17 protein-coding genes are annotated in these 20,633 nt (G+C 41.6%); 11 read left to right on the top strand and 6 right to left on the bottom strand.

All coding sequences use genetic code 11. The features are described from left to right. Window positions 1-84: 84 nt before the first annotated feature. A complete protein-coding gene (locus HX021_RS03355; RefSeq protein ID WP_286588353.1) occupies window positions 85-3,006 on the bottom strand; it encodes an FAD-binding and (Fe-S)-binding domain-containing protein in 2,922 nt (973 codons plus the stop codon). A 210-nt stretch (window positions 3,007-3,216) separates the two neighbouring features. On the opposite strand from HX021_RS03355, the gene HX021_RS03350 reads away from it, so the two are divergent. From HX021_RS03350 to HX021_RS03325, 6 genes are all read left to right on the top strand, one after another. Next, entirely contained in the window at window positions 3,217-3,720 is a 504-nt protein-coding gene (locus HX021_RS03350; RefSeq protein WP_286588351.1) for an FUSC family protein, read from the top strand. 182 nt (window positions 3,721-3,902) lie between these two features. Further along, window positions 3,903-4,376: an Lrp/AsnC family transcriptional regulator gene (locus HX021_RS03345; protein WP_286588350.1), complete on the top strand. Its 474-nt coding sequence runs from the start codon at window positions 3,903-3,905 to the stop codon at window positions 4,374-4,376. An 18-nt stretch (window positions 4,377-4,394) separates the two neighbouring features. Further along, window positions 4,395-5,456: an EamA family transporter gene (locus HX021_RS03340; protein WP_286588348.1), complete on the top strand. Its 1,062-nt coding sequence runs from the start codon at window positions 4,395-4,397 to the stop codon at window positions 5,454-5,456. Between the two features lie 152 nt (window positions 5,457-5,608). After that, window positions 5,609-6,370: a 5'-nucleotidase C-terminal domain-containing protein gene (locus HX021_RS03335; protein WP_286588346.1), complete on the top strand. Its 762-nt coding sequence runs from the start codon at window positions 5,609-5,611 to the stop codon at window positions 6,368-6,370. Next, window positions 6,348-7,307, top strand: a complete 960-nt coding sequence (locus tag HX021_RS03330; protein WP_286588344.1) for a bifunctional metallophosphatase/5'-nucleotidase — start codon at window positions 6,348-6,350, stop codon at window positions 7,305-7,307. The genes HX021_RS03335 and HX021_RS03330 overlap by 23 nt, the downstream gene beginning before the upstream one ends. A gap of 154 nt (window positions 7,308-7,461) precedes the next feature. After that, complete coding sequence (locus HX021_RS03325) at window positions 7,462-8,676, top strand: MFS transporter (RefSeq protein WP_286588342.1); 1,215 nt, start codon at window positions 7,462-7,464, stop codon at window positions 8,674-8,676. Window positions 8,677-8,744: 68 nt separating this feature from the next. Here the strand turns inward: HX021_RS03325 and HX021_RS03320 are convergent, their stop codons facing one another. The 4 genes from HX021_RS03320 to HX021_RS03305 form a co-directional block, all read right to left on the bottom strand. After that, on the bottom strand, window positions 8,745-10,748 hold the full coding sequence (locus HX021_RS03320) for a M13 family metallopeptidase (RefSeq protein ID WP_286588341.1): 2,004 nt from the start codon (window positions 10,746-10,748) through the stop codon (window positions 8,745-8,747). A gap of 105 nt (window positions 10,749-10,853) precedes the next feature. Beyond that, window positions 10,854-11,063 carry a hypothetical protein gene (locus HX021_RS03315; protein ID WP_286588339.1) on the bottom strand — a complete coding sequence of 70 codons (210 nt, stop codon included), beginning with the start codon at window positions 11,061-11,063 and terminating at the stop codon, window positions 10,854-10,856. Between the two features lie 103 nt (window positions 11,064-11,166). Next, a complete protein-coding gene (gene metA, locus HX021_RS03310) occupies window positions 11,167-12,111 on the bottom strand; it encodes a homoserine O-acetyltransferase MetA (protein WP_286588338.1) in 945 nt (314 codons plus the stop codon). A gap of 112 nt (window positions 12,112-12,223) precedes the next feature. Then, window positions 12,224-12,751, bottom strand: coding sequence for a TlpA family protein disulfide reductase (locus HX021_RS03305; protein WP_286588336.1), 528 nt, complete (start codon window positions 12,749-12,751; stop codon window positions 12,224-12,226). Window positions 12,752-13,000: 249 nt separating this feature from the next. Between HX021_RS03305 and acnA the strand changes: the two genes are divergently transcribed. The 3 genes from acnA (at window position 13,001) to HX021_RS03290 (ending at window position 18,193) form a co-directional block, all read left to right on the top strand. Further along, window positions 13,001-15,769: an aconitate hydratase AcnA gene (gene acnA / locus HX021_RS03300; RefSeq protein WP_286588334.1), complete on the top strand. Its 2,769-nt coding sequence runs from the start codon at window positions 13,001-13,003 to the stop codon at window positions 15,767-15,769. A gap of 296 nt (window positions 15,770-16,065) precedes the next feature. Next, window positions 16,066-16,632: a pentapeptide repeat-containing protein gene (locus HX021_RS03295; protein ID WP_286588332.1), complete on the top strand. Its 567-nt coding sequence runs from the start codon at window positions 16,066-16,068 to the stop codon at window positions 16,630-16,632. A gap of 175 nt (window positions 16,633-16,807) precedes the next feature. After that, on the top strand, window positions 16,808-18,193 hold the full coding sequence (locus tag HX021_RS03290) for a WG repeat-containing protein (RefSeq protein ID WP_286588331.1): 1,386 nt from the start codon (window positions 16,808-16,810) through the stop codon (window positions 18,191-18,193). A 69-nt stretch (window positions 18,194-18,262) separates the two neighbouring features. Here HX021_RS03290 and HX021_RS03285 read toward each other — a convergent pair whose 3' ends face one another. Then, window positions 18,263-19,150, bottom strand: coding sequence for a DUF808 domain-containing protein (locus tag HX021_RS03285; RefSeq protein WP_286588330.1), 888 nt, complete (start codon window positions 19,148-19,150; stop codon window positions 18,263-18,265). A 137-nt stretch (window positions 19,151-19,287) separates the two neighbouring features. Between HX021_RS03285 and HX021_RS03280 the strand changes: the two genes are divergently transcribed. Continuing rightward, window positions 19,288-19,845: a DUF4256 domain-containing protein gene (locus HX021_RS03280; RefSeq protein WP_286588329.1), complete on the top strand. Its 558-nt coding sequence runs from the start codon at window positions 19,288-19,290 to the stop codon at window positions 19,843-19,845. A gap of 192 nt (window positions 19,846-20,037) precedes the next feature. Continuing rightward, window positions 20,038-20,499 carry a GyrI-like domain-containing protein gene (locus tag HX021_RS03275; RefSeq protein ID WP_286588328.1) on the top strand — a complete coding sequence of 154 codons (462 nt, stop codon included), beginning with the start codon at window positions 20,038-20,040 and terminating at the stop codon, window positions 20,497-20,499. The last annotated feature ends 134 nt before the right edge of the window (window positions 20,500-20,633 follow it).

Here is a 20,633-nt window from a genome sequence, read left to right as displayed (position 1 = left end):
TATTATCAGTAATCATTCAAATATTGCGCTTAGTAATATTACTATTATTACTGATAACAAACAACTATTCCCAATGTTTTTATTTTATTTCAATAAAGCCTCGTATAGAATTTCCACGGGATGATGGGCTACGCGTGCCGCGCCGTCCTTGATCTGGTGTCTGCAGGAGGTGCCAGCCGCAGCGATCAGGGTATGGGTATCCGTCTTACGTACAGTGGGTAATAAAACGAGCTCAGCCACCTTCATGGAAAGATCATAATGCTCTGACTCGTACCCAAATGACCCTGCCATACCACAGCAGCCCGATGGAATGACCTCCACGCTATAATTCGCCGGAAAGGATAGCACCTGTTCAGTTACTGTCACCAGGTGAAATGCCTTTTGATAGCAATGCCCATGTAATTTAATCTTTCGCTCAGCAGCTGTAAACTGTTCGCGGTGGATATGCCCAGACTCAATTTCTTGCAATAAGAATTCATCGATCATGAGTGCGTGTTTTGCAATGCGCTGAGCGTCATGCTGAAGACTTCTGTCCACCAAACTTAAGTATTCGTCCCTAAACGTAATAATGGCTGATGGCTCAATTCCCAACAAGGGTGTATCAGCTGTAATAAGATCTTTTAAATAATCAACATTCTGATTGGCGATCTTCTTGGCTTCTTTAACGAACCCTTTGGAAAGATAGGTACGGCCACTTTGCACATGTTTCGGGATGATGACCTCATATCCCAATGCCGTCAAAAGCTTAACGGCCTTGATCCCGATTTCAGTATCATTGTATTCTGTAAATTCGTCAGCGAAAAGGTAAACTTTCCGTTTGGCCGTAGCGGTTGCCCGCTGTTTCTTTACCCATTGGCTCAGTGTCGTTCCATGAACAGTTGGAAGTGAGCGCTTGGGAGAAAACCCGACCGTCTTTTTCACTAAAGTAGACAAGAAATTATTTTTTACCACAAAATTGTACAAGGGTGCCACAAGAGAACCCAGCTTCTGCGAATCCGTAAAATTGGCTATTAATTTTGCGCGAAAGCCAGCACCATGCTCATCATAATAATGTTGTAAAAATTCGGCCTTCATTTTGGCTACATCCACACTTGAAGGACATTCGGTCTTACAGCCTTTACAACTTAAACAAAGATCCATCACTTCTTTGATCTCCTGATGATCAAAGCGGTTCTTTTTGGTGGAATTGGTCAAAAATTGACGCAGCATATTGGCCCGTGCGCGGGTCGTATCTTTTTCATCACGGGTAGCCATGAAAGAAGGACACATTGTTCCGCCGGTAATTTCAGTCTTCCGACAGTCTCCTGAACCTGAACACCTTTCTGCCATACGCAAAATGGATTCATCTTTAGAAAAGTCAAAATAGGTCGTGATATCCGTTCTGTTTTCATCATTGTCGTAGCGCAAATGCGCATCCATTGGTGGCGTATCGACAATTTTATTTGCATTAAAGACCCCCTGCGGGTCAAAGATTGATTTTACCTGCCTGAGGAGCCTGTACACCTCTGCGCCCAAAACCTTTCCAATAAACTCGCCTCTTAGCCGTCCATCTCCATGCTCCCCACTTAATGATCCATTATATTTTAGAACAAGATCACTTGTTTTTTCAAGGATGGAGCGGAATGTGCGCTTACCTGTTGCTGTTTTTAAATTGACAAAAGGCTCGATGTGCAGCTCCCCTGCCCCTGCATGTGCATAATATGAAGCATGAACCCCTTCTTCAGCCAGCAATTTTTGAATATCCATCACATAAGCCGGAAGGTCCTCGGGCGAAACAGCACAGTCCTCGATAAGATTGACAGGCTGGCTATCACCGGGAAGGTTACGGATAAGGCCCAAACCAGCTTTTCTGACATCCCACACTAGATTGGTCTGCTCCATCCCTGTAATATAAGGATAGGCATACCCTAAACCTCTTTCCATCAGCTCAGCCTTCAGAGCCATGGCTTTTGATTCAGCCTCAGCAGCGGTCTGCCCCCTAAACTCAACGATCAGTAATGCCTGGGGGTCTCCTTCAATAAAAAAACGGTTGTATTGGTAGGTAGGATGTCCAACCGTAAAATCCATAATATATTTGTCCACTAGCTCAGAAGCTTCGGGCCTGTGCTTTAATGCCACCACATTGCCATGCATACATTCAACCATATCAGCAAAATGAACACATAACAGGCCAAGTTCTTTCGGCGGCAGCTCCATCAGGTGGAGCTTGGCCTCAGTCACGATGGCCAATGTACCTTCCGAACCTGCCAGCAGCTTACACATATTGAACGGCTGGCTCTGATCGGCCAGCATATCCAAAGCATAGCCGGTATTTCGTCTAGTGATGGAACGTTTTGGAAAGCCACGTTCAATATCTTTCAAATGCTGGGGATTAGTCAGCAGGTCATTTATATGACGATAAATATCTCCTTCACGGTCGGCTTGTCTCAATTTTTTAAAATAAGCGGCCTCATCAAGCGTTTCGAAGGTAACTTCGGACTTGTCGTCCAACAGCACGTTGGCGGCGAGCAGGTTCTGGCGCGTATCTCCCCAAACAATGGAATGTAGCCCCGACGAATTGTTGCCTATCATACCGCCAATCATGGCACGACTGGCAGTAGATGTTTCGGGGCCAAACATCAGGCCAAATGGTTTGAGATAATTATTTAGATCATCCCGGATAATGCCGGGCTGCACACGCACCCATTTTTCTTCAACATTCAACTCCAGGATACCATTAAAGTGCCGGGAAATATCCATGATAATCCCATTGCCAACCACCTGTCCGGCCAAAGAAGTTCCTGCGGTCCGCGGGATCAGCGTAGTTTGATTATCCCGTACAAAATCAATTAAATGCTTGATGTCGTTGATATCAGCTGGGATAGCTACCGCCAATGGCTTTTCTTGATACACGGAAGCATCTGTTGAATAAGCAAGCAGCATGGTTTGATGCGACGCTTCATCCGAATAATACAGCTCCCCCTTTAGCCGGGATGCCAATAAGGCGAATTGATTCTGATCTTTCACTGAATTTACATTTAAAGTAGAATACAAATTTAGTTAAATTTCCGCTCGAGAAAAAGACTATTTGCAAGAAATACACAATTCCAAAAAACAACATGCATAAAAACGCAAAAACAAAATTGCGATAAAACTTAATTTTTTTTTCGTGTCTCAGGGATTGCATGTATTTTTGCAACATCAGCTCTTTTCATTATTCATACATCTTCTTCTGTTATGCGCAGTCTTTTCCTTCGATACACGTTACATTCTGATTTTACCATCTATACCCTACGTGTGCTAATCGGTTTCTTGTTGGGCTATATGCTATTCATAACCTTTCCCGAGTACTCCGTATCATGGACATTGATCTCTATTATTCTGGTCATTTCGCCACAGGAAAATGAGTCCAAGAAAATCGCGATCGACCGCGCAAAATCCAATTTTATTGGTTCGGCCATAGGACTTAGCCTATACTTTGTGCCTATTTCGCAGCTCCACGCCATGATCATTGGCATCGTATCATCCTTAATCATCTGCAAAGCATTAAATATAATGGCAGTGGCACGTACATCTATGGTCGCCCTGATCATCGTCTACCTACATGAACAGGAAAGCCGTTCTTATTTTGCAGCATTAGATCGATTTGGATGTGTATGTGTCGGTTGTCTGATCGGTCTAATGGTCATCTTATCTACCCGAAATATTATTTTTAAATTAAGAAATAGGTACAATTGTTGAGTAAACTTTTGATGACTCATTCTGCAATCCGCTCCTATTCAATGGAATACAACTATCGGCACAGCTTTTCAGAAAAAAATATCGAATAATATTCATAACAACTCCTGTATATTCAGAATTATATTCATAAATACATCTATAATTTTGAATATTATACTTTTTTACCTACCTTTGCACTCGAAATGACAAAAGTAGAATATAATTTAGATCAGGTGGACTACAAAATCCTGCGTTTAATGCAGGATAATGGCCGTATTAATAACGCTGATATTGCAAGAGAATTGGGCATGGCCCCTTCCGCGATACTTGAGCGCGTAAAAAAATTGGAACAGAAAGATGTTATCTTAAAGTATAGTGCCAAGATTAATCCAGCGGCTGTCGATCAGAAACTTTTATCATTTATTTTTATCAAAGCCAATGATATTATTGGCGAACAGGGTGTGGGTTTAGCCCTCGCCGAAATACCTGAGGTACAAGAAGTTCATGATATTGCCGGCGATGACGGATATCTTATCAAAGTAAGGACAGCTGATTCCAGTGGCCTGGTCGATTTGATGCGCAATACGCTGAGCAAAGTTGAAGGTATTATTTCAACACGCACAACGATCGTTCTTCAGACGGTAAAAGAAGATCAACAGGTAGTCATACCTGAATAAAAGAAAGGAGGTTTAATCATGTTGCAAGGACAAAAAAAGGCTGCAAGCCCATTAATGGTCGTTATTGCCTATTTCATTATTTATGTAGTTTGGGGGTCGACTTTTTTCTTTATCGAAAAAGCACTGCATAGTTTCCCTCCATTTATATTGGGTTCATTCCGGTTTGTGACCGCAAGTGCAATATTAATGCTGTATTGTGCACTTAAGGGATACAAACTGTTCAATAAGCGTTCTATTCTCGAGGCCGCTTTTGTTGGTTTTTTATTGCTTTTCATCGATATGGCCGGTGTCATCTGGGCCGAACAATATGTTTCAGGTGGAATTGCAGCGATTATTGCCGCTGCTGCTGCAATATGGTTCATTCTCTTGGACAAACCAAAATGGAAAGAGAACTTCAGCAGCATGACAACCGTAGCGGGGGTTATCCTTGGATTTTTTGGTGTCGTGATGTTATTTGCAGAGCAGATCCTGGCATCAGATGATAACACAAACGGAAACCTAAAGGTTATTGCCTTATGTATCTTGGTATTAGGCTCCATCTCCTGGACTGTCGGTTCATTAGCATCCAAATATTTCAAGAGATCGGAGAAAGACGAGAAAGAGGATCTTCATGTTATGGTCAAAACAGCATGGCAAATGGTTACGGCAGGAATTCTGTTTAACATAACGGCTCTCTTTACCGGTGAATACGCTTCATTTACATTAAATAGTGTAGCAGCAGTAGACTGGTTCAACCTGGGCTATCTGATCACCTTTGGTTCTATTCTTGCCTTCAGCTCCTACATCTGGTTGTTGCAGGTCCGCCCGGCAATGGAGGTGAGCACGTATGCTTATGTAAACCCGATCATTGCATTAATATTAAGCCATTTTTTCACTTCCCATGCTGTTACTCAGCTACAGATAGTAGGCCTGGCGGTTATTCTAGTCTCCGTTTTATTGATGAACTGGAAAGCTTATCGCACTAAATTGTCAGCTAGGAATAAAAGTAAAAAAGTCATGGATAAGGGCAACACGACTGTTACAACAGATCATAAGCAGGATCGTATTGACGGTATGCCGGAGGCAGAATTGGTTCATTAGGTTGTTATTTTTCTAATTATATGGGCAAGGCTTAACATGATATGTTAAGCTTTTGCTGTTTTTATCTTTTTATGAAAATTTGCATGTCATGAATAAGATTTCTTCGTGTATAATTGGCTAACTTTGTCACAATATTTGGTTAAACTAAAATAATGAATATATCAAAGCAAATTACCTTTATAGGTAGTATTGGGCTTGCTTCACTGCTGATATTCACAGGTTGTTCGAAACAGCTCTATCCTACGCAAAAAGACTTCAAGCAATACCATATGAGTGATGCCATACAGGCAGACCCGGCTGTTGTGTCAATTTACGAGCCTTTTAAACAAAAAATGGAGGCCGAGATGAACCGTGTGATAGGACATGCGGAAAAAGCGCTTACCAAAGAGAAGACGGCAGAAACTTTGATGGGTAATTTCTTTTGTGAGGCCCTATTGTGGATGAGCGAGCATTCGGCCCATAATCCCGCAGATCTGGCCTTTGCAACCAAAGGTGGCATCCGAAACGACCTCAAGGCCGGCAACATTACGGTTGGGCATATTTTTGAAGTCATGCCTTTTGAAAATTCCTTAACGATCATTGAATTAAAAGGCAGTCAGATACGACAATTGGCCGACTATATTGCCATGACACATGGCCAGCCTATTGCGGGAATGACCCTAACGATCATGGGCAGCAAGGCACAAGATATCAAAATCAAAGGGCAGCCCATCGATGACAATAAGTTGTATAAGCTAGCAACCTACGATTATCTTGCCAATGGCGGTGATAATCTGACTTTATTGACACGGGCTGTGTCAAGAGTCAACTATCCGCAGCGCATGCGCGAAGGATTAATAGCATATGTGAATGAATTAACGAAAGCAGGTAAACCAGTAAATGCGGAATTAGATGGAAGAATTAAGATCAATTAATCGGAGAACGTTTATCAAACAAGTGGGCGGGCTTTCTGGGGCCGTTGCTTTAGGCACCCTACCTTTTCAGGTCAATGCAAAGAGCAAAAAAACGAAGCTGACCATTTTGCATACCAATGATGTCCATAGTCGCATTGAGCCATTTCCAATGGATGGCGGTAAATATCAGGGCCTGGGCGGAGTAGCCCGCCGTAGTACACTGATCAACAAAATTCGCCAAGAGGAGGCTAACCTATTGTTGCTGGATGCCGGTGATATGTTCCAAGGAACTCCTTATTTCAACCTTTTTGGTGGAAAGCTGGAACTGGACCTCATGACAAAACTTGGATATGATGCAGGTACCTTTGGAAACCATGAATTTGATAATGGCCTGGAAGGACTTGTAAAATACCTGGATCATGCCAAATTCCCTTTTCTGACCGCAAATTATGATTTTAAAGGCACTGTGCTGGAAGGAAAGACCCAGGACTATACCATCTTTCATAAAGGGGGAATCAAAATTGGTGTATTTGGCTTAGGTGTAGATATTGAAGGATTGGTAGACCCCAATAATTTCAGGGGAATGAAATACCAGGACCCGATCGCTGTATCCAATAAGATCGTTAAGGTCCTGAAGGAAAAACACAGGTGCGACCTTGTGATCTGTTTATCACATCTAGGGTATCAGTATGAAAATGATAAAGTCTCCGATTTGGTATTGGCAGCAAAAACAGCTGATATTGACTTAATCATCGGTGGTCATACGCACACCTTTTTAAATGAACCAACACTGGTGACAAATCTGAAGGGTACGCAGACGATTATCAACCAAGTTGGTTTTGCAGGGATCAACCTTGGCCGGATTGATTTTATAATGGAGCCTGGATCTGGTAAAAAACAGATGAGCGCCTATACCTATCAAGTCAACCCATCAATAGCAGAATCTTTGTTGGCATAAGATTATTACCTGATAATAGATGCCAAATTGAAGATAATCAATTTGGCTTTTTTTTCTTAAAATTACTTGAAACCATCACGAGCTCAAGAGCCCCACTCGTAGATACGGGAGCTGACTCAGGATCGCTTCGTTGCTTTTAATACGATATTATTACATGAAAAAAATTATATCCATATACCTTGATTCCTTTCGGGGTCTCTCCCAAGCAGCATGGCTCTTGGCTATCGTGATGTTGATAAACAGAATGGGTAGCATGGTCATTCCTTTTTTAGGACTGTACATGACCCAGGTGCTGCATTTTGACATCAAACAAATTGGGGTTGTCTTAATGAGTTATGGAATTGGTTCGGTATGCGGTTCTTATATCGGCGGTTGGCTGACCGACCGGATCGGCAGCTTTAAAGTGCAATTTGGCAGTCTGGTGCTGGCAGCACCACTTTTTTTATTAATCCCTTATTTTAAGGAGGTTCAGTCTCTGTCGATCATGATCTTTACCTTAAGCTTAATTTTCGACGCTTTCAGGCCTGCAAATTCAGTCTCTGTGGCCAGTTATGCCAAACCTGAAAACATCACCAGAGCCTTTTCTCTAAACCGGCTGGCCATCAACCTGGGATTTTCAATCGGTCCGGCAGTTGCGGGCTTTTTAGCAACCATTTCATTCAACTGGATATTTTACGGCAATTCTTTTGCCGTACTGTCCGCAGCTGTCATCTTCTTTGTTTTTTTTCACAAACGACAAAAAAGAACAGATATCAAAGCCAAGAAAGAAATTGCTTCCACGAATGATTTAGCCAGACAAAGCAGAAATCCATATACGGATGTTCCCTTTGTGCTGTTCAATATATTCTGCTGTATTTTTTCGTTCTGTTTTTTTCAGCTGATCACCACTTTACCGCTATTTTATCGGGAGGTCCATCATCTGGATGATCACCAGATTGGCTTCCTTTTGGGCTGGAGCGGTTTTGTGATTGTGCTGTTGGAGATGTTTGTAGTCCATATTGCGGAAAAGAGATTTTCATTGATCAATACTTTGGTATTCGGCACATTTTTATGTGCCAGTTCCTATGCCATGCTGAATTACATGGGCGGACTGGGATGGTTATATTTCACTTTTCTGATCTTTGGACTCGGTGAAATGCTCACGTTGCCTTTTATGGCGACAGTATCAGTCAATCGTTCCACCCCTAAAACACAGGGCGCCTACATGGGCTTCAATTCCCTGGCCTTTTCGGCAGCAAATATCTTTTCACCCTTACTGGGAACCTCCATCGTTGACTCCTTTGGCTTTAACACACTTTGGTGGGCCACAGCACTTACCTTATCAGCTACTGCACTTGGATTTTATCTTGTCTTAAAGTGGATGCGCTAAGCCAAACAAAAGAGCCCATTTCATTTAGAAAATGGGCTCTTTTAAAATAGCATCCAACGGGATCCTCCTTACCAGATCTTAATGCGCTTATCCATTGGAACAAACATTTTATCTCCGTCTTTGGTATCCCAAGCTTGATGAAAAGCATCCAAATTGATAATTGGTGCAAAAGCCCGGTATTGTGCCGGCGAATGGGGATCAGTTTTCACCTGATTGACCACAAATTCATCAGTCGTCTTCGTTCTCCAAATCGTAGCCCAAGAAAGGAAAAAGCGTTGGTTTTGCGTAAATCCGTCGATCAAACCAGGATTCCCCTTGTCTTTCAAATAAAGCTGCAGAGCATCAAAGGCTACGGAGGAACCTCCTAGATCGCCAATATTTTCACCCAAGGTAAAACGGCCATTGACAAATACGCCCTCAACAGGTTCATAGGCTTCAAATTGTTTGACGAGCGCATCTGCGGCTGCTTCAAATTTGGCTTTGTCATCATCTGTCCACCAATTATTTAAGTTACCATTTCCATCATATTTGGCTCCCTGATCATCAAAGCCATGGGAAAGCTCATGCCCTATGACAGCACCTATTCCACCGAAATTAACGGCAGCATCTGCTTTATAATCATAGAATGGCGGTTGCAATATGGCTGCTGGAAAAACAATTTCATTAAATAATGGACTATAATAGGCATTGACAGTCTGTGGAGTCATTCCCCATTCAGATTTATCGACCGGTTTATTTTGCTTGCCTAAATTTTCATAAAAGGCCCATTTGCTGGATGACAAGACATTATCATATAAGGATGTACCAACATCAAGCTTGCTGTAATCTTTCCATTTGTCCGGATAACCGATCTTAACTTTAAATTTGGATAATTTCTCCAGTGCCTTTACTTTCGTATCCGCAGACATCCATGTCAGCCCTTCAATGTGCTGACCAAATGCCTTGACCAGATAACGCACCAGTTCTTCCGCTTCGGCCTTAGCTTGTGGCGGAAAATTCTCCTTTACATAAAGTTTCCCCAAAAGCTCTCCGGCAATGGAATTGACAAACTCCACCCCGCGCTTATCCAGTGCACGTTGCTCCTGCTGTCCTTTTAGCTTACGGCCCCAAAAATCAAAAGACAGGTCATTTAACTCTTGTGTCGTATATGATGCCGCCGTATTTAAAATATGAAACGTTAATATGTCTTTAATAACAGGAAGGTTCTGTGGGTTGAACACCTTGTCCAAATTTTCATAATATTTCAGTTCTGGAACAATTACAGTATCTGCCTTGAAACCAACAGCCTGAAGGTATTTAGCCAGATCAATGTTTTTCACCATCTTCTTCAGATCAGCTACAGCCACAGGGTTATATCTTCCATTGGCATCACGTGACTGCTCAACAGTCTTTAGATTGGCTGCCATTTCCTTTTCAAAGGCCACAATTTTAGGGCCCTTTAAATCTCTTGTACGTTGACCGGATTTAGCATATAAAGCAGAAATATAGTTTGAATAATCGTTTAACGTTTCTTCATTCTTTTGATCTTTCACCTGATAATAAGAACGCCCTAAACCCAAACTTCCGCCACCCAGATATACTGTATTGACATTGGAGTTTTTGAGATGTGCATATACATATCCACCAAAGAAAGGATTTCCGCCAATGGGTGCAACGTCGACTAAATAATTATAAAGGTCATCGAAATTCTTGATCGCATTAATTTTTGTCAAATAAGGTTGTACGGGCGACAGTCCTAACTTGTTCCGTGTTTTCATATCGACAAATGAACGGTACAGATCGCCGATCTTTTGATTATCGGTCCCTTTTTCAAACTGCCCGGACAAGGACTCCTGCAACACTTTTAGGGTTGCAACATCGGTATTCTCACGCAATTCGTCAAAGGATCCCCAACGGGCTTTATCCGAAGGAATTTTGACTGTCTTCATCCATTGTCCATTCACGAAATTATAAAAGTCATCCTGTGGGCGGACGCTTTTGTCCATGTAGTTGACATTGATGACTTTTGTTTGTGCATGTCCGGACAACGTGCCGCATGCCAGCAGAGCAGCTAAAAGTATATTTCTTTTCATATAGAATTTTAGTTTGTTACCTATCCTCACAAACTTAAGAAAAGTTCTGTGATTGTCTGTAATACAAAACATGATTTTGTTAACAACTAAAAAAATAATGAAACTTTAGGTATGCGTTTTGTTTTGGGTCGATTTACGTAGAAGAAGGATAAAAACAATCAGAAAGAAAGCTACTCCACCTATCCAAAGCCAGGGATTGGCATACCACAATGTGCCATTTGCCTCCCGGAGCTTCTGGTTTTCCTCTACTGGTACTTGTGCATACAACAATGATGTTACAATAATCAAACAAAATGATAAAGGTATTTTTTTCATATTCTCCCCCTCTTTATATGGATAGAATATCATTCTATCGTATTTTGTTTGAACGAAGTAAATTTTCTGCGTAGCCTGTACAAGGGGATCTTGCTGATTCTTTTTAGCTATTTTGCCTAATTTCACCTAAATGAACGACATCTTTTAGATCAAACGGTGTTTCCTGGTAGACAAAATAATTCAGCCAATTATTGAATAATAGATTTGCATGACTTGTCCAGCGCACTAAGGGTTTATTGTCTGGATTATCGTCCACATAATAGTTTAGCGGCTTGGCGATAGCCTGTCCTTTCTCCAAGTCCCTTTTATATTCCTCGTCCAAAGTCAAGGGTGCATATTCGGAATGGCCCGTAAGATAAAACTCGCGGCCACCACGGGAAGAGACAATAGCAATACCGGCATCGGGAGACTCGGAAAGGATTTCTATGCCCTCCTTTGCCAGCAGATCCTCCTTATCTATAGTGGTATGCCGGCTATGTGGAATAAAGAACTCATCGTCAAATCCACGAAACAAAGGATGTCTTTTATCTAATGTTGTATGTTTGAAAACACCAAAAAGCTTTTCATCCAATGGTTTCTTTTCCACGCCATAAAAATGGTATAAAGCTGCCTGCGATGCCCAACAGATATATAAGCTGGATGTTACATGTGTTCTGGCCCAGTCAAAAATCGTCTGAATCTCATTCCAATAGGTCACTTCCTCAAAGCGCACCATCTCCACAGGAGCACCGGTGATAATCATGCCGTCATAAAAGTTTTCCTTGACTTCGGTCAAACTCTTATAGAACATCTCCAAGTGTTCTTCAGGAGTATTCTTGGAGACATGCGTTTCCAGCCGGAGAAATTCCATCTCAACCTGTAAAGGATTGTTTGAAAGTAACCGAATAAAGTCGGTTTCAGTAGTAATCTTAAGCGGCATAAGATTAAGTACCAAAACACGGAGTGGTCTAATGTCCTGCTCATTGGCTCTAAGATCACTCATAACGAAGATATTCTCTTTTTTTAAAAGCTCGATGGCAGGCAGGTTATTCGGAAGTTTGACTGGCATATATAAATTCTCCTTATACAATTAGCATGCAAAATTAGCAAGAAAAAGGCAAAAATGCGAAATGAAAGCTCAATTATATTGCAATCAGTTCGGACCATTATTTCGGCACATCTTATTCATCACTTAATTGTTGTAATGCTTTTCGAAACTTGGGTGAACCGAAATTCATTCCGCCCACATGTTTATTGACCAGCTTTCCGGCTTTATCCAATATAATGGTGGTGGGTATGCTTTGGGTGCTCAGTTCTCTGGGCAAGCCAGAATGGAGTTGATACACAGGAAGACTATATTTTCTTTTCTTTAAAAACTTCTCCGCAGCCTGGGTACGGCCGTCGATATCCACTGACAGAAAGATTATACCACTGTTTCCTTGAAAATCCTTATATAATTTGTCTAAAGAAGGCATTTCGGCTAAACAGGGTGGGCACCAGGTTGCCCAAAGGTTAATCAGAACAACTTTCCCCCGGAGTTGGCTTAAGGAGATCACATTCCCCCTGCTGTCCTTAAAACTCACATCATAACTCTTCAGCAGCATGACTGTTTTTTCAAGCGGTTCTCCATCACTGGCCTGACACAATGCCGGTAAAAATAACGACAGAACCATCATGCAAGCTTTCATAAACCGGCTTATACTTTTCATTTCCATTTCTTCATATGCTTATCAACCTTTTAATAAACGTCAGATCTTGACTTGAATTGTTTAAAGCTACCGAAAGTAACCTTATATTGTAAATAATGATCTGTTTTTAACAAAAATATCTCCCATAGCTAGCTAAAGCGGGGTATTTGGGTTAAGGCATGGTGAAAAAGAAATTGGTTTATGTAAAAGTTATTACAAACAAATTCACAGCAATGACTATTATATACTATGAAAAATAAGTAAATCAATATGAGCAAGGAAAAATCAATCCAGGAAATTGAAATCAATGGGAAAGTTTATCAGTTTAGTTCGATAAAAGATCTACCTGAAGGAACGATAAACCAGCTCCCTTTTAGTATCCGGATTCTATTGGAGAATGTATTACGCAACCATGATGGATTTAGCATCACTGATGAGCACCTGGACACGCTCATCCATTGGTCTCCCCAACCTGTAGATAAGGATATTCCATTCAAACCGGCACGGATCCTTATGCAGGACTTCACCGGGGTACCGGCAGTTGTGGATATGGCTTCCTTACGGGCAGAATTTATCCGGCATGGTAAAGATGGACAAAAAATAAATCCTGCTATTCCTGTGGATTTGGTCATTGACCACTCGGTACAGGTCGATTATTTTGGAACCGAATATTCATATGACAGAAACGTTGAATTGGAATATGAACGCAATCGCGAACGTTATGAACTGCTCAAATGGGCTCAGAAAGGATTGGAAAATTTCACTGTTGTGCCACCGGGGATGGGCATTTGTCATCAGGTAAATTTAGAATATTTAGCCAAAGGAGTCATTGAACGGGACAACTGGTTATTTCCGGATTCTTTAGTAGGCACAGACTCCCACACGCCGATGGTCAACGGTATCGGCGTATTGGGCTGGGGTGTCGGTGGTATCGAAGCTGAAGCTGCCATGCTGGGACAGCCTATTTTCTTTACTTGCCCGGAGGTGATTGGACTTAAGCTTACAGGCAAAATCCCAGATATATGCACGGCAACAGACATGGTCCTCTCCATTACTAAAATACTCCGTGACAAAGGCGTGGTAGGCAAATTTGTTGAAGTCTTTGGCGATGGTCTCGATACCTTATCGGTTACCGATCGCGCCACGATATCCAATATGTCGCCTGAATTTGGCTGTACAGTCACCTATTTCCCCATAGATGACCGTACATTGGAGTACATGCACAGTACCAATAGAACGGATGAACAGATCAAAATTGTAGAAGAATATTGCAAGCGCAACCTCCTCTGGCGCACCGGAAAGGAAGACATCATCTACTCCGATGTGGTTGAATTTGATCTGTCGACATTAGAGCCTACAGTTTCGGGTCCAAAACGTCCTCAGGATAAAATTTTGGTGAGGGACCTCAATCAGAAATTCTCCCAATTACTTGACAGTGAACACCACAGACAATATGTCCCCCTACTACAACGGTCGGAGTCGGCCTGGCTGGCCGACGGTGGTTCCGGAACGGAATTCACTTTTGGAAAGGTACCCATTGAACACGCCGCCCCACATGAAGTCGTCACCGAGTCCATCCATGCGGTGCGGGTCAAACATAACCATAAAGAATATATTGTCAGTGATGGTAGTATTGCGATAGCTGCCATAACCAGCTGTACCAATACTTCAAATCCTACAGTAATGATCGGCGCAGGCTTATTGGCCAGAAATGCAGTCGAACGTGGCTTGCGCACCAAGTCATGGGTAAAAACCTCGTTGGCTCCAGGCTCAAAAGTCGTCACACAGTACCTCGAAAGATCGGGGCTCCATACAGATCTCGATGCGCTCCGATTTCATACGGTTGGCTACGGATGTACTTCCTGTATCGGCAATTCGGGTCCACTTCCACCACAGATCGCTGAAGCCGTGGAAAAAGGCGAATTGATCGTAGCCTCTGTTTTATCAGGCAACAGGAACTTTGAAGCCCGTGTACATCCGCAGGTGAAAATGAATTTCTTAATGTCCCCCATGCTGGTTGTAGCCTATGCACTTGTGGGCAGGGTTGACATAAATTTGCTGGAAGACCCCTTGGATTATGATCCAAATGGACAACCAGTTTATTTAAAGGATATATGGCCCAGCCGTGAGGAAATCATCAAAACGGTCAATGACTGTGTCAAGCAATCGGATTTTCAGGAGGTATATAATGTTATTTTTGAAGGATCTACCGATTGGCAAGAGCTTGAGGTTAACCTAGACCAAAATTATCAATGGGACAGTACATCCACCTATATTAAGGAATCTCCATTTTTCGAGAATCTGCAGGCTGTCCCCCGCCCTGTTCAGGACATCCGAGATGCACGTGTTTTACTTTTCCTCGGTGATTCAGTGACTACGGACCATATCTCGCCTGCTGGATCATTTCGGGAAGATACTGCTGCGGGACAATATCTTTTGTCACATCAGGTCAATAAGCAAGACTTCAACTCTTATGGCTCCCGACGTGGCAATCATGAAGTCATGATGCGGGGTACTTTTGCAAATGTCCGCATCAAAAATAAAATCACCGATAGAGAAGGTGGTTTTAGTCGATACTTTCCGACAAATGAGGTAAAAACAGTATATGATACAGCCATGGAATACCGGAAGTCAAGTACCCCCCTGGTCGTGTTAGCGGGCAAAGAATATGGTTCAGGTTCTTCCAGGGACTGGGCAGCCAAGGGAACCTTTTTACTTGGGATAAGGGCCGTTATTGCCGAGAGTTTCGAGCGCATCCACCGCAGTAATCTTGTTGGAATGGGTGTCGCTCCATTGGTCTTTGTCAATGGAGAAAATGCAGAAAAACTAGGTCTTGATGGAACTGAGGTTTACAGCATCACCGGGCTGGCAGAGAATCTCACACCGCACAAACTTCTTCAAGTGAAAGCCGTACACCAAAATGGGAAAACCACAACGTTCCAAGTGAAAGCCCGCTTTGATTCAGCAATTGAAATCGAATATTTTAAAAATGACGGTATACTACAATATGTATTACGGCAATACCTGAAAAACAATTAGCCGCATCCAATCGACGGATCAATACAAAGGGCACCATATGGTGCCCTTTGTCAACCTATATAAAACCTACCAGAGTTCCATTGTACAATGTTGTCCTATAGCTTTCCCAGCTGTATTTTCTATGGCTACACAAAAGTAACTGTCCAGACCAAGCATCCCCCTCCCTGAAATCAGCCATTTTTATATCCTTTGCTCATAGCGCATCCCCAAACTCATCCACTTCCACAAATAAGCTTCACAGTAAAGGATAAAAGTGTATTTTCGCTTTTAATCTATCGCTATTTACATCACATAACATGGAAGAACTTGTAGAGCAGACCATATCCAAAATGACTTTCAATCATGAACTTCAATCCATTAAGGAGTTTTATAAATGTACATTTGAGCATTGTGATTTTCAAAATGCCGCGTTAGTGGACCTAATTTTCATCGATTGTGTATTTAAAACGTGTAATTTATCAAACATTACACTGAAAGGCACCCAACTGGATCATGTGTCTTTTTACGACTGTAAGATGTTGGGTGTACAGTTTAACGAATGCAATTCATTTTCATTTTACATAGAGGCATATCACACTGTATTAGATTACTCTTCATTTTTTGAACGAAATTTAAAGCAGACTAAATTTGGGCATTGTTCAATGCAGCATGTGGATTTTGAGCGGGCGAATCTTCATCAAGCAGATTTTACTGATTGTAATTTGCTGCATGCACGATTTGAGCAAAGCAATCTTGAGGCCTGCGATTTCCGTACATCAATCCATATCCAGATTGACCCGGAAAGCAACCGCATGAAAAAAAGTAAATTTGGACAAGAACAATTGGCCGGGCTACTCTATAAGTATCAACTCTCCATCGACTGACATATAGACACAGAACGACAGAAAAAAGCTTTCATCGATTGAAATAACGGATTTCAGGGATATAAGACCCCATTGTGAATTGGCATCTTTGTTTATCGAACTTTACAGTGAAATGCAACTGCTGACAAGGGCATGGGCATCTTTCTGTAAATGGGTTAGACAATAAATTAATCTGATGAAAAAAACATTCTTATCATTAGCAGTCTTAATGGCTGTCAGTTCAGCATCTTTTGGACAAATTAACAAGGCGTTCAAAATCAATTATTCCATCGTATTCGCCAACCAGGAAACCGGCACTGAACAAGAGACTCCAGTCTCTTTATATGAAGCTTATGTCAATAACGAAAAAATAAAAGTTATTTCTTCTACCGAAGGGCAAGAGTCTATCTTTTTGGCGGAAAAGAATGCAGATAAATCGATGGTCCTTTATCCAAGTCTGGCAAAGTACACGGTTAAAGATGAGGAGCCAACCTCCTACTCAATAAATTTGGTTCCTGGAAAAACAAAAGAAATTGCCGGTTACTCTTGTCAGCTGGCGCAGATTGAGATTCCGGATATGGAAGATATGGAAGGTAATACCACGCTCTCCATCTGGTATAGTGACCAACTACCGGTGATCTATTGGGAGGGATTTGATATCTTTAAGAAAATTCCTGGGGCAGTATTACAAATCTCCACACCACTTGGCGTGGATATCGTGGCACAAAGTGTCCTCGACAGTGAGCTGAATGACAACGATTTTATTATTCCTCAGGAATACGAACAGGTAGAATCCATCTATGCGGAGGAGCAAGATTCAGCGGACAGCAATCAGCTCGCAGAAAATCTCTACTTATTTGAAGATACAACCACAGGCCTAGTGGGACTGGAAGATGGTACCAAAAAAATTATTCTCCCGGCGGAATATTCTTATATTGCGCCATTTGTGGGTGATTTAAGTATTGTACAAGACTCCAATGAAAAGTATGGCGCCATCAACTTATCCGGAAATAGCATCATTCCGATCAAATACGACTATCTAAACTACGATGATCATAGCGCACAATTTGTATTTGGCTTGAATGAAAAGTATGGTATTTTGGACAAAACAGGAAAAATCCATATTCCAGCAAATTACGATATGATCTCGTTCATGAATGGCGGTCATGCTGTCTTTCAGCTAAAGGAGAAATATGGTCTATTGAACCAATCGGGACAGGTCGTTATTCCAGCAAATTATAGCTATATTTCAGAGAATAATGCAACACACTTCATCAGTATTGAAGACGACAAATACAATTTGGTGGATATAAAAACGAATAAAGCCGTCACGCCCGCTTACGATTTTATTTCATTGACCGAGGAACCCGATCTTTTCCTGGCCAGCAAAGATGGTAAGTATGGCTATTTGAACGGGCTAGGGCAAATTGCAATACCATTGATTTACAGTGGGGCAACAGCATTTAGTGACGGACTTGCTTCTGTTACGTTAGCAGGTTCAGATGACGTTATGCTGATCAACACCAAAGGTGAAAAAATTGAATTAGATGCAGCCTTGGACGCAACTGCAGAAGAAATTTAACCTATTGTTCACTATAATGAAAAGGGGCAGTACGATATACTGCCCCTTTTTGTATGTGCACTGGAAAAATCAGTGGCCTGGGCTTACTGTCTTTTTTCTGCCAAATAATTTCTTCCCTACGGTAAAAAGCAATACTGCGATAAGGCCGCCGGCCAGACCAAACAATAATTCTTTCACTATAGCCGGGAAATTGGAAAGAGCATGATGTAGAAAATCAATATAATGCGAAAAAATGCCGCCAGATACCAAGATTAAAGCAATCGTTCCCACGACCGCCAATAGTTTGATAATAAATGGTAAGGCCCGTACCAGGAGCTTTCCCAAAGTAGCAATAGGTCCTTTTTCATTGGAGCTTTTGATCAATCGGTAACCTGCATCATCCATTCTAACGATTAACGCAACAATACCATACACACCTACTGTAGCAACAAAAGCAACTACACAGACCGTAATGATCTGTAATGTGAGGCTTTTATCGAGTACCGTGCCCAAAGCAATGATAACGATCTCCACTGAAAGGATAAAATCTGTGGTAATCGCAGACTTAATTTTTGCTTTTTCAGCCTCCTTGGTATTCTCTTCTATTACTTCCTCCACCTTACTTTCCCCCTCTTGATGTTTACGATGAAATAAATACTCTATAATTTTTTCTACTCCTTCAAATGCCAAGTAAAATCCACCCAGGATAAGGATATATTTAATAGCAATGGGAAAAAAAACGTTCAATAATAACGCAATGGGCACAATGATCAGCTTATTTAGCAATGATCCCTTGGTAATAGCCCATAATACGGGTAATTCCCGGGATGCTAAAAACCCCGTCGCTTTTTCTGCATTTACTGCCAGATCATCTCCCAAGATGCCAGCCGTTTTCTTGGTCGCTATTTTACTAGCGACCGCAACATCATCCATGAGTGCCGCAATGTCATCTAAAATTGCAAATATCCCTGAAGCCATATAACCTTTAAAATTTGACCATAAAAATATAAATTTAATTCAATTTTGAGCTAAGTAATTCAATTGTCTATACAAATCCCTTATAAACAGTTTTATTTTTATTCCGTATTTTAGCTATACAGAAATTAAAACCAACTATGAAACAGTCACTTTCAACTACGGAACAAACAGTCCTATTGAATACTTTAAAGGCAAGATTTGAGGCAAATACCTCCAGGCATAAGGGATTGACATGGGAAAAGATCCGAATTAAATTGGAAGAGAATCCAGCGAAATTATGGAGCTTACAGCAAATGGAAATAAGTGATGGAGAGCCCGATGTCATTGGCTTCGATGCGAACACTCAGCACTATTTTTTTGTTGACTGTTCTGAAGAAAGTCCCAAAGGAAGAAGAAGTCTGTGTTTTGATCAACAAGCTTGGGATACGAGAAAAGATCATAAACCCGAAGGCAATGCCATGACCTTGGCCAAACAGATGGGTGTTGAAATCTTGTCGGAAGAGCAATATCGGTACCTGCAGACATTGGGTAAGTTCGACCTGAAAACCTCCAGCTGGATACAGACGCCAGACTCTATACGTAAATTGGGGGGCGCCCTATTCTGTGACCGCCGCTATGATCATATTTTTGTCTATCACAATGGTGCGATTTCCTATTATGCTGCCCGCGGTTTTAGGGCGATACTCCTTCTGTAAAAAGACATCCTATTCAGCATAACAAAATAGGGATAAACAAGTGTATCCTATCTGGCTAATCTGTATATTATGGTCCTGCTTAACTGTTAGCCCCCTTATCAAGTGGGGCTGAATTTTATCAAATTCCAACAGGCACTCATGACATACTACTGTCAGTACCCTATGATAGCTTTGAAAAAAAATAAAAAGCTCATGAAAAATACATCCATTATCCCTTCTTTTAATATTGTTGGAATTGCCATACGCACAAGTAATCAGAACAATCAAGCAGCAAAAGATATTCCCGATCTCTGGGCCCGCTTTTTTGAAAACGACATTCTGAATAGAATTCCAAATAAAATATCCGATGCCTTATATTGTGTTTATATGGAATATGAGAAAGACCATACCCTACCTTACACCACCTTGTTGGGCTGCAAGGTTGCTTCCTTGAATGATATCCCGGATGATTTGGATGGTATCCGTATTGAAGAGCATCGGTATCAGCATTTTGAGGCCAAAGGTGATTTAAAAGATGGCATAGTTTACGAGACCTGGCAACATATCTGGAAATCAGATCTCCCCAGGGCTTTCACGGCAGATTTTGAAATTTATGAAAATCAGGCACAGGATATCCATCAGGCAAAAGTCGACATTTTCATTGCCCTTCAATAATGGGCTTGGGTATAATGAATTCCTGATTTTTATGGGCAGCCTTGGCTCAGCACCTCGAGATCTTCATCACTGTATGCCCAAAAACGTAACAAAAGGTATGTAACAAATGGCTTATCGTTTATTTTAAACAAAAT

Source organism: Sphingobacterium sp. N143, assembly GCF_030325625.1.
GTDB lineage: Bacteria > Bacteroidota > Bacteroidia > Sphingobacteriales > Sphingobacteriaceae > Sphingobacterium.
This window is presented reverse-complemented; position numbering and strand designations above follow the sequence as displayed.

What these genes read in the sequence shown, in the direction of transcription:
- acnA (WP_286588334.1), top strand. Translation starts at nt 13,001, where the DNA reads ATGAGCAAGGAAAAATCAATCCAGGAAATTGAAATCAATGGGAAAGTT.
- HX021_RS03295 (WP_286588332.1), top strand. Translation starts at nt 16,066, where the DNA reads ATGGAAGAACTTGTAGAGCAGACCATATCCAAAATGACTTTCAATCAT.
- HX021_RS03350 (WP_286588351.1), top strand. Translation starts at nt 3,217, where the DNA reads ATGCGCAGTCTTTTCCTTCGATACACGTTACATTCTGATTTTACCATC.
- HX021_RS03275 (WP_286588328.1), top strand. Translation starts at nt 20,038, where the DNA reads ATGAAAAATACATCCATTATCCCTTCTTTTAATATTGTTGGAATTGCC.
- HX021_RS03280 (WP_286588329.1), top strand. Translation starts at nt 19,288, where the DNA reads ATGAAACAGTCACTTTCAACTACGGAACAAACAGTCCTATTGAATACT.
- HX021_RS03305 (WP_286588336.1), bottom strand. Translation starts at nt 12,751, where the DNA reads ATGAAAAGTATAAGCCGGTTTATGAAAGCTTGCATGATGGTTCTGTCG.
- HX021_RS03335 (WP_286588346.1), top strand. Translation starts at nt 5,609, where the DNA reads ATGAATATATCAAAGCAAATTACCTTTATAGGTAGTATTGGGCTTGCT.
- HX021_RS03290 (WP_286588331.1), top strand. Translation starts at nt 16,808, where the DNA reads ATGAAAAAAACATTCTTATCATTAGCAGTCTTAATGGCTGTCAGTTCA.
- HX021_RS03340 (WP_286588348.1), top strand. Translation starts at nt 4,395, where the DNA reads ATGTTGCAAGGACAAAAAAAGGCTGCAAGCCCATTAATGGTCGTTATT.
- HX021_RS03285 (WP_286588330.1), bottom strand. Translation starts at nt 19,150, where the DNA reads ATGGCTTCAGGGATATTTGCAATTTTAGATGACATTGCGGCACTCATG.
- HX021_RS03345 (WP_286588350.1), top strand. Translation starts at nt 3,903, where the DNA reads ATGACAAAAGTAGAATATAATTTAGATCAGGTGGACTACAAAATCCTG.
- HX021_RS03325 (WP_286588342.1), top strand. Translation starts at nt 7,462, where the DNA reads ATGAAAAAAATTATATCCATATACCTTGATTCCTTTCGGGGTCTCTCC.
- HX021_RS03315 (WP_286588339.1), bottom strand. Translation starts at nt 11,063, where the DNA reads ATGAAAAAAATACCTTTATCATTTTGTTTGATTATTGTAACATCATTG.
- HX021_RS03320 (WP_286588341.1), bottom strand. Translation starts at nt 10,748, where the DNA reads ATGAAAAGAAATATACTTTTAGCTGCTCTGCTGGCATGCGGCACGTTG.
- HX021_RS03330 (WP_286588344.1), top strand. Translation starts at nt 6,348, where the DNA reads ATGGAAGAATTAAGATCAATTAATCGGAGAACGTTTATCAAACAAGTG.
- metA (WP_286588338.1), bottom strand. Translation starts at nt 12,111, where the DNA reads ATGCCAGTCAAACTTCCGAATAACCTGCCTGCCATCGAGCTTTTAAAA.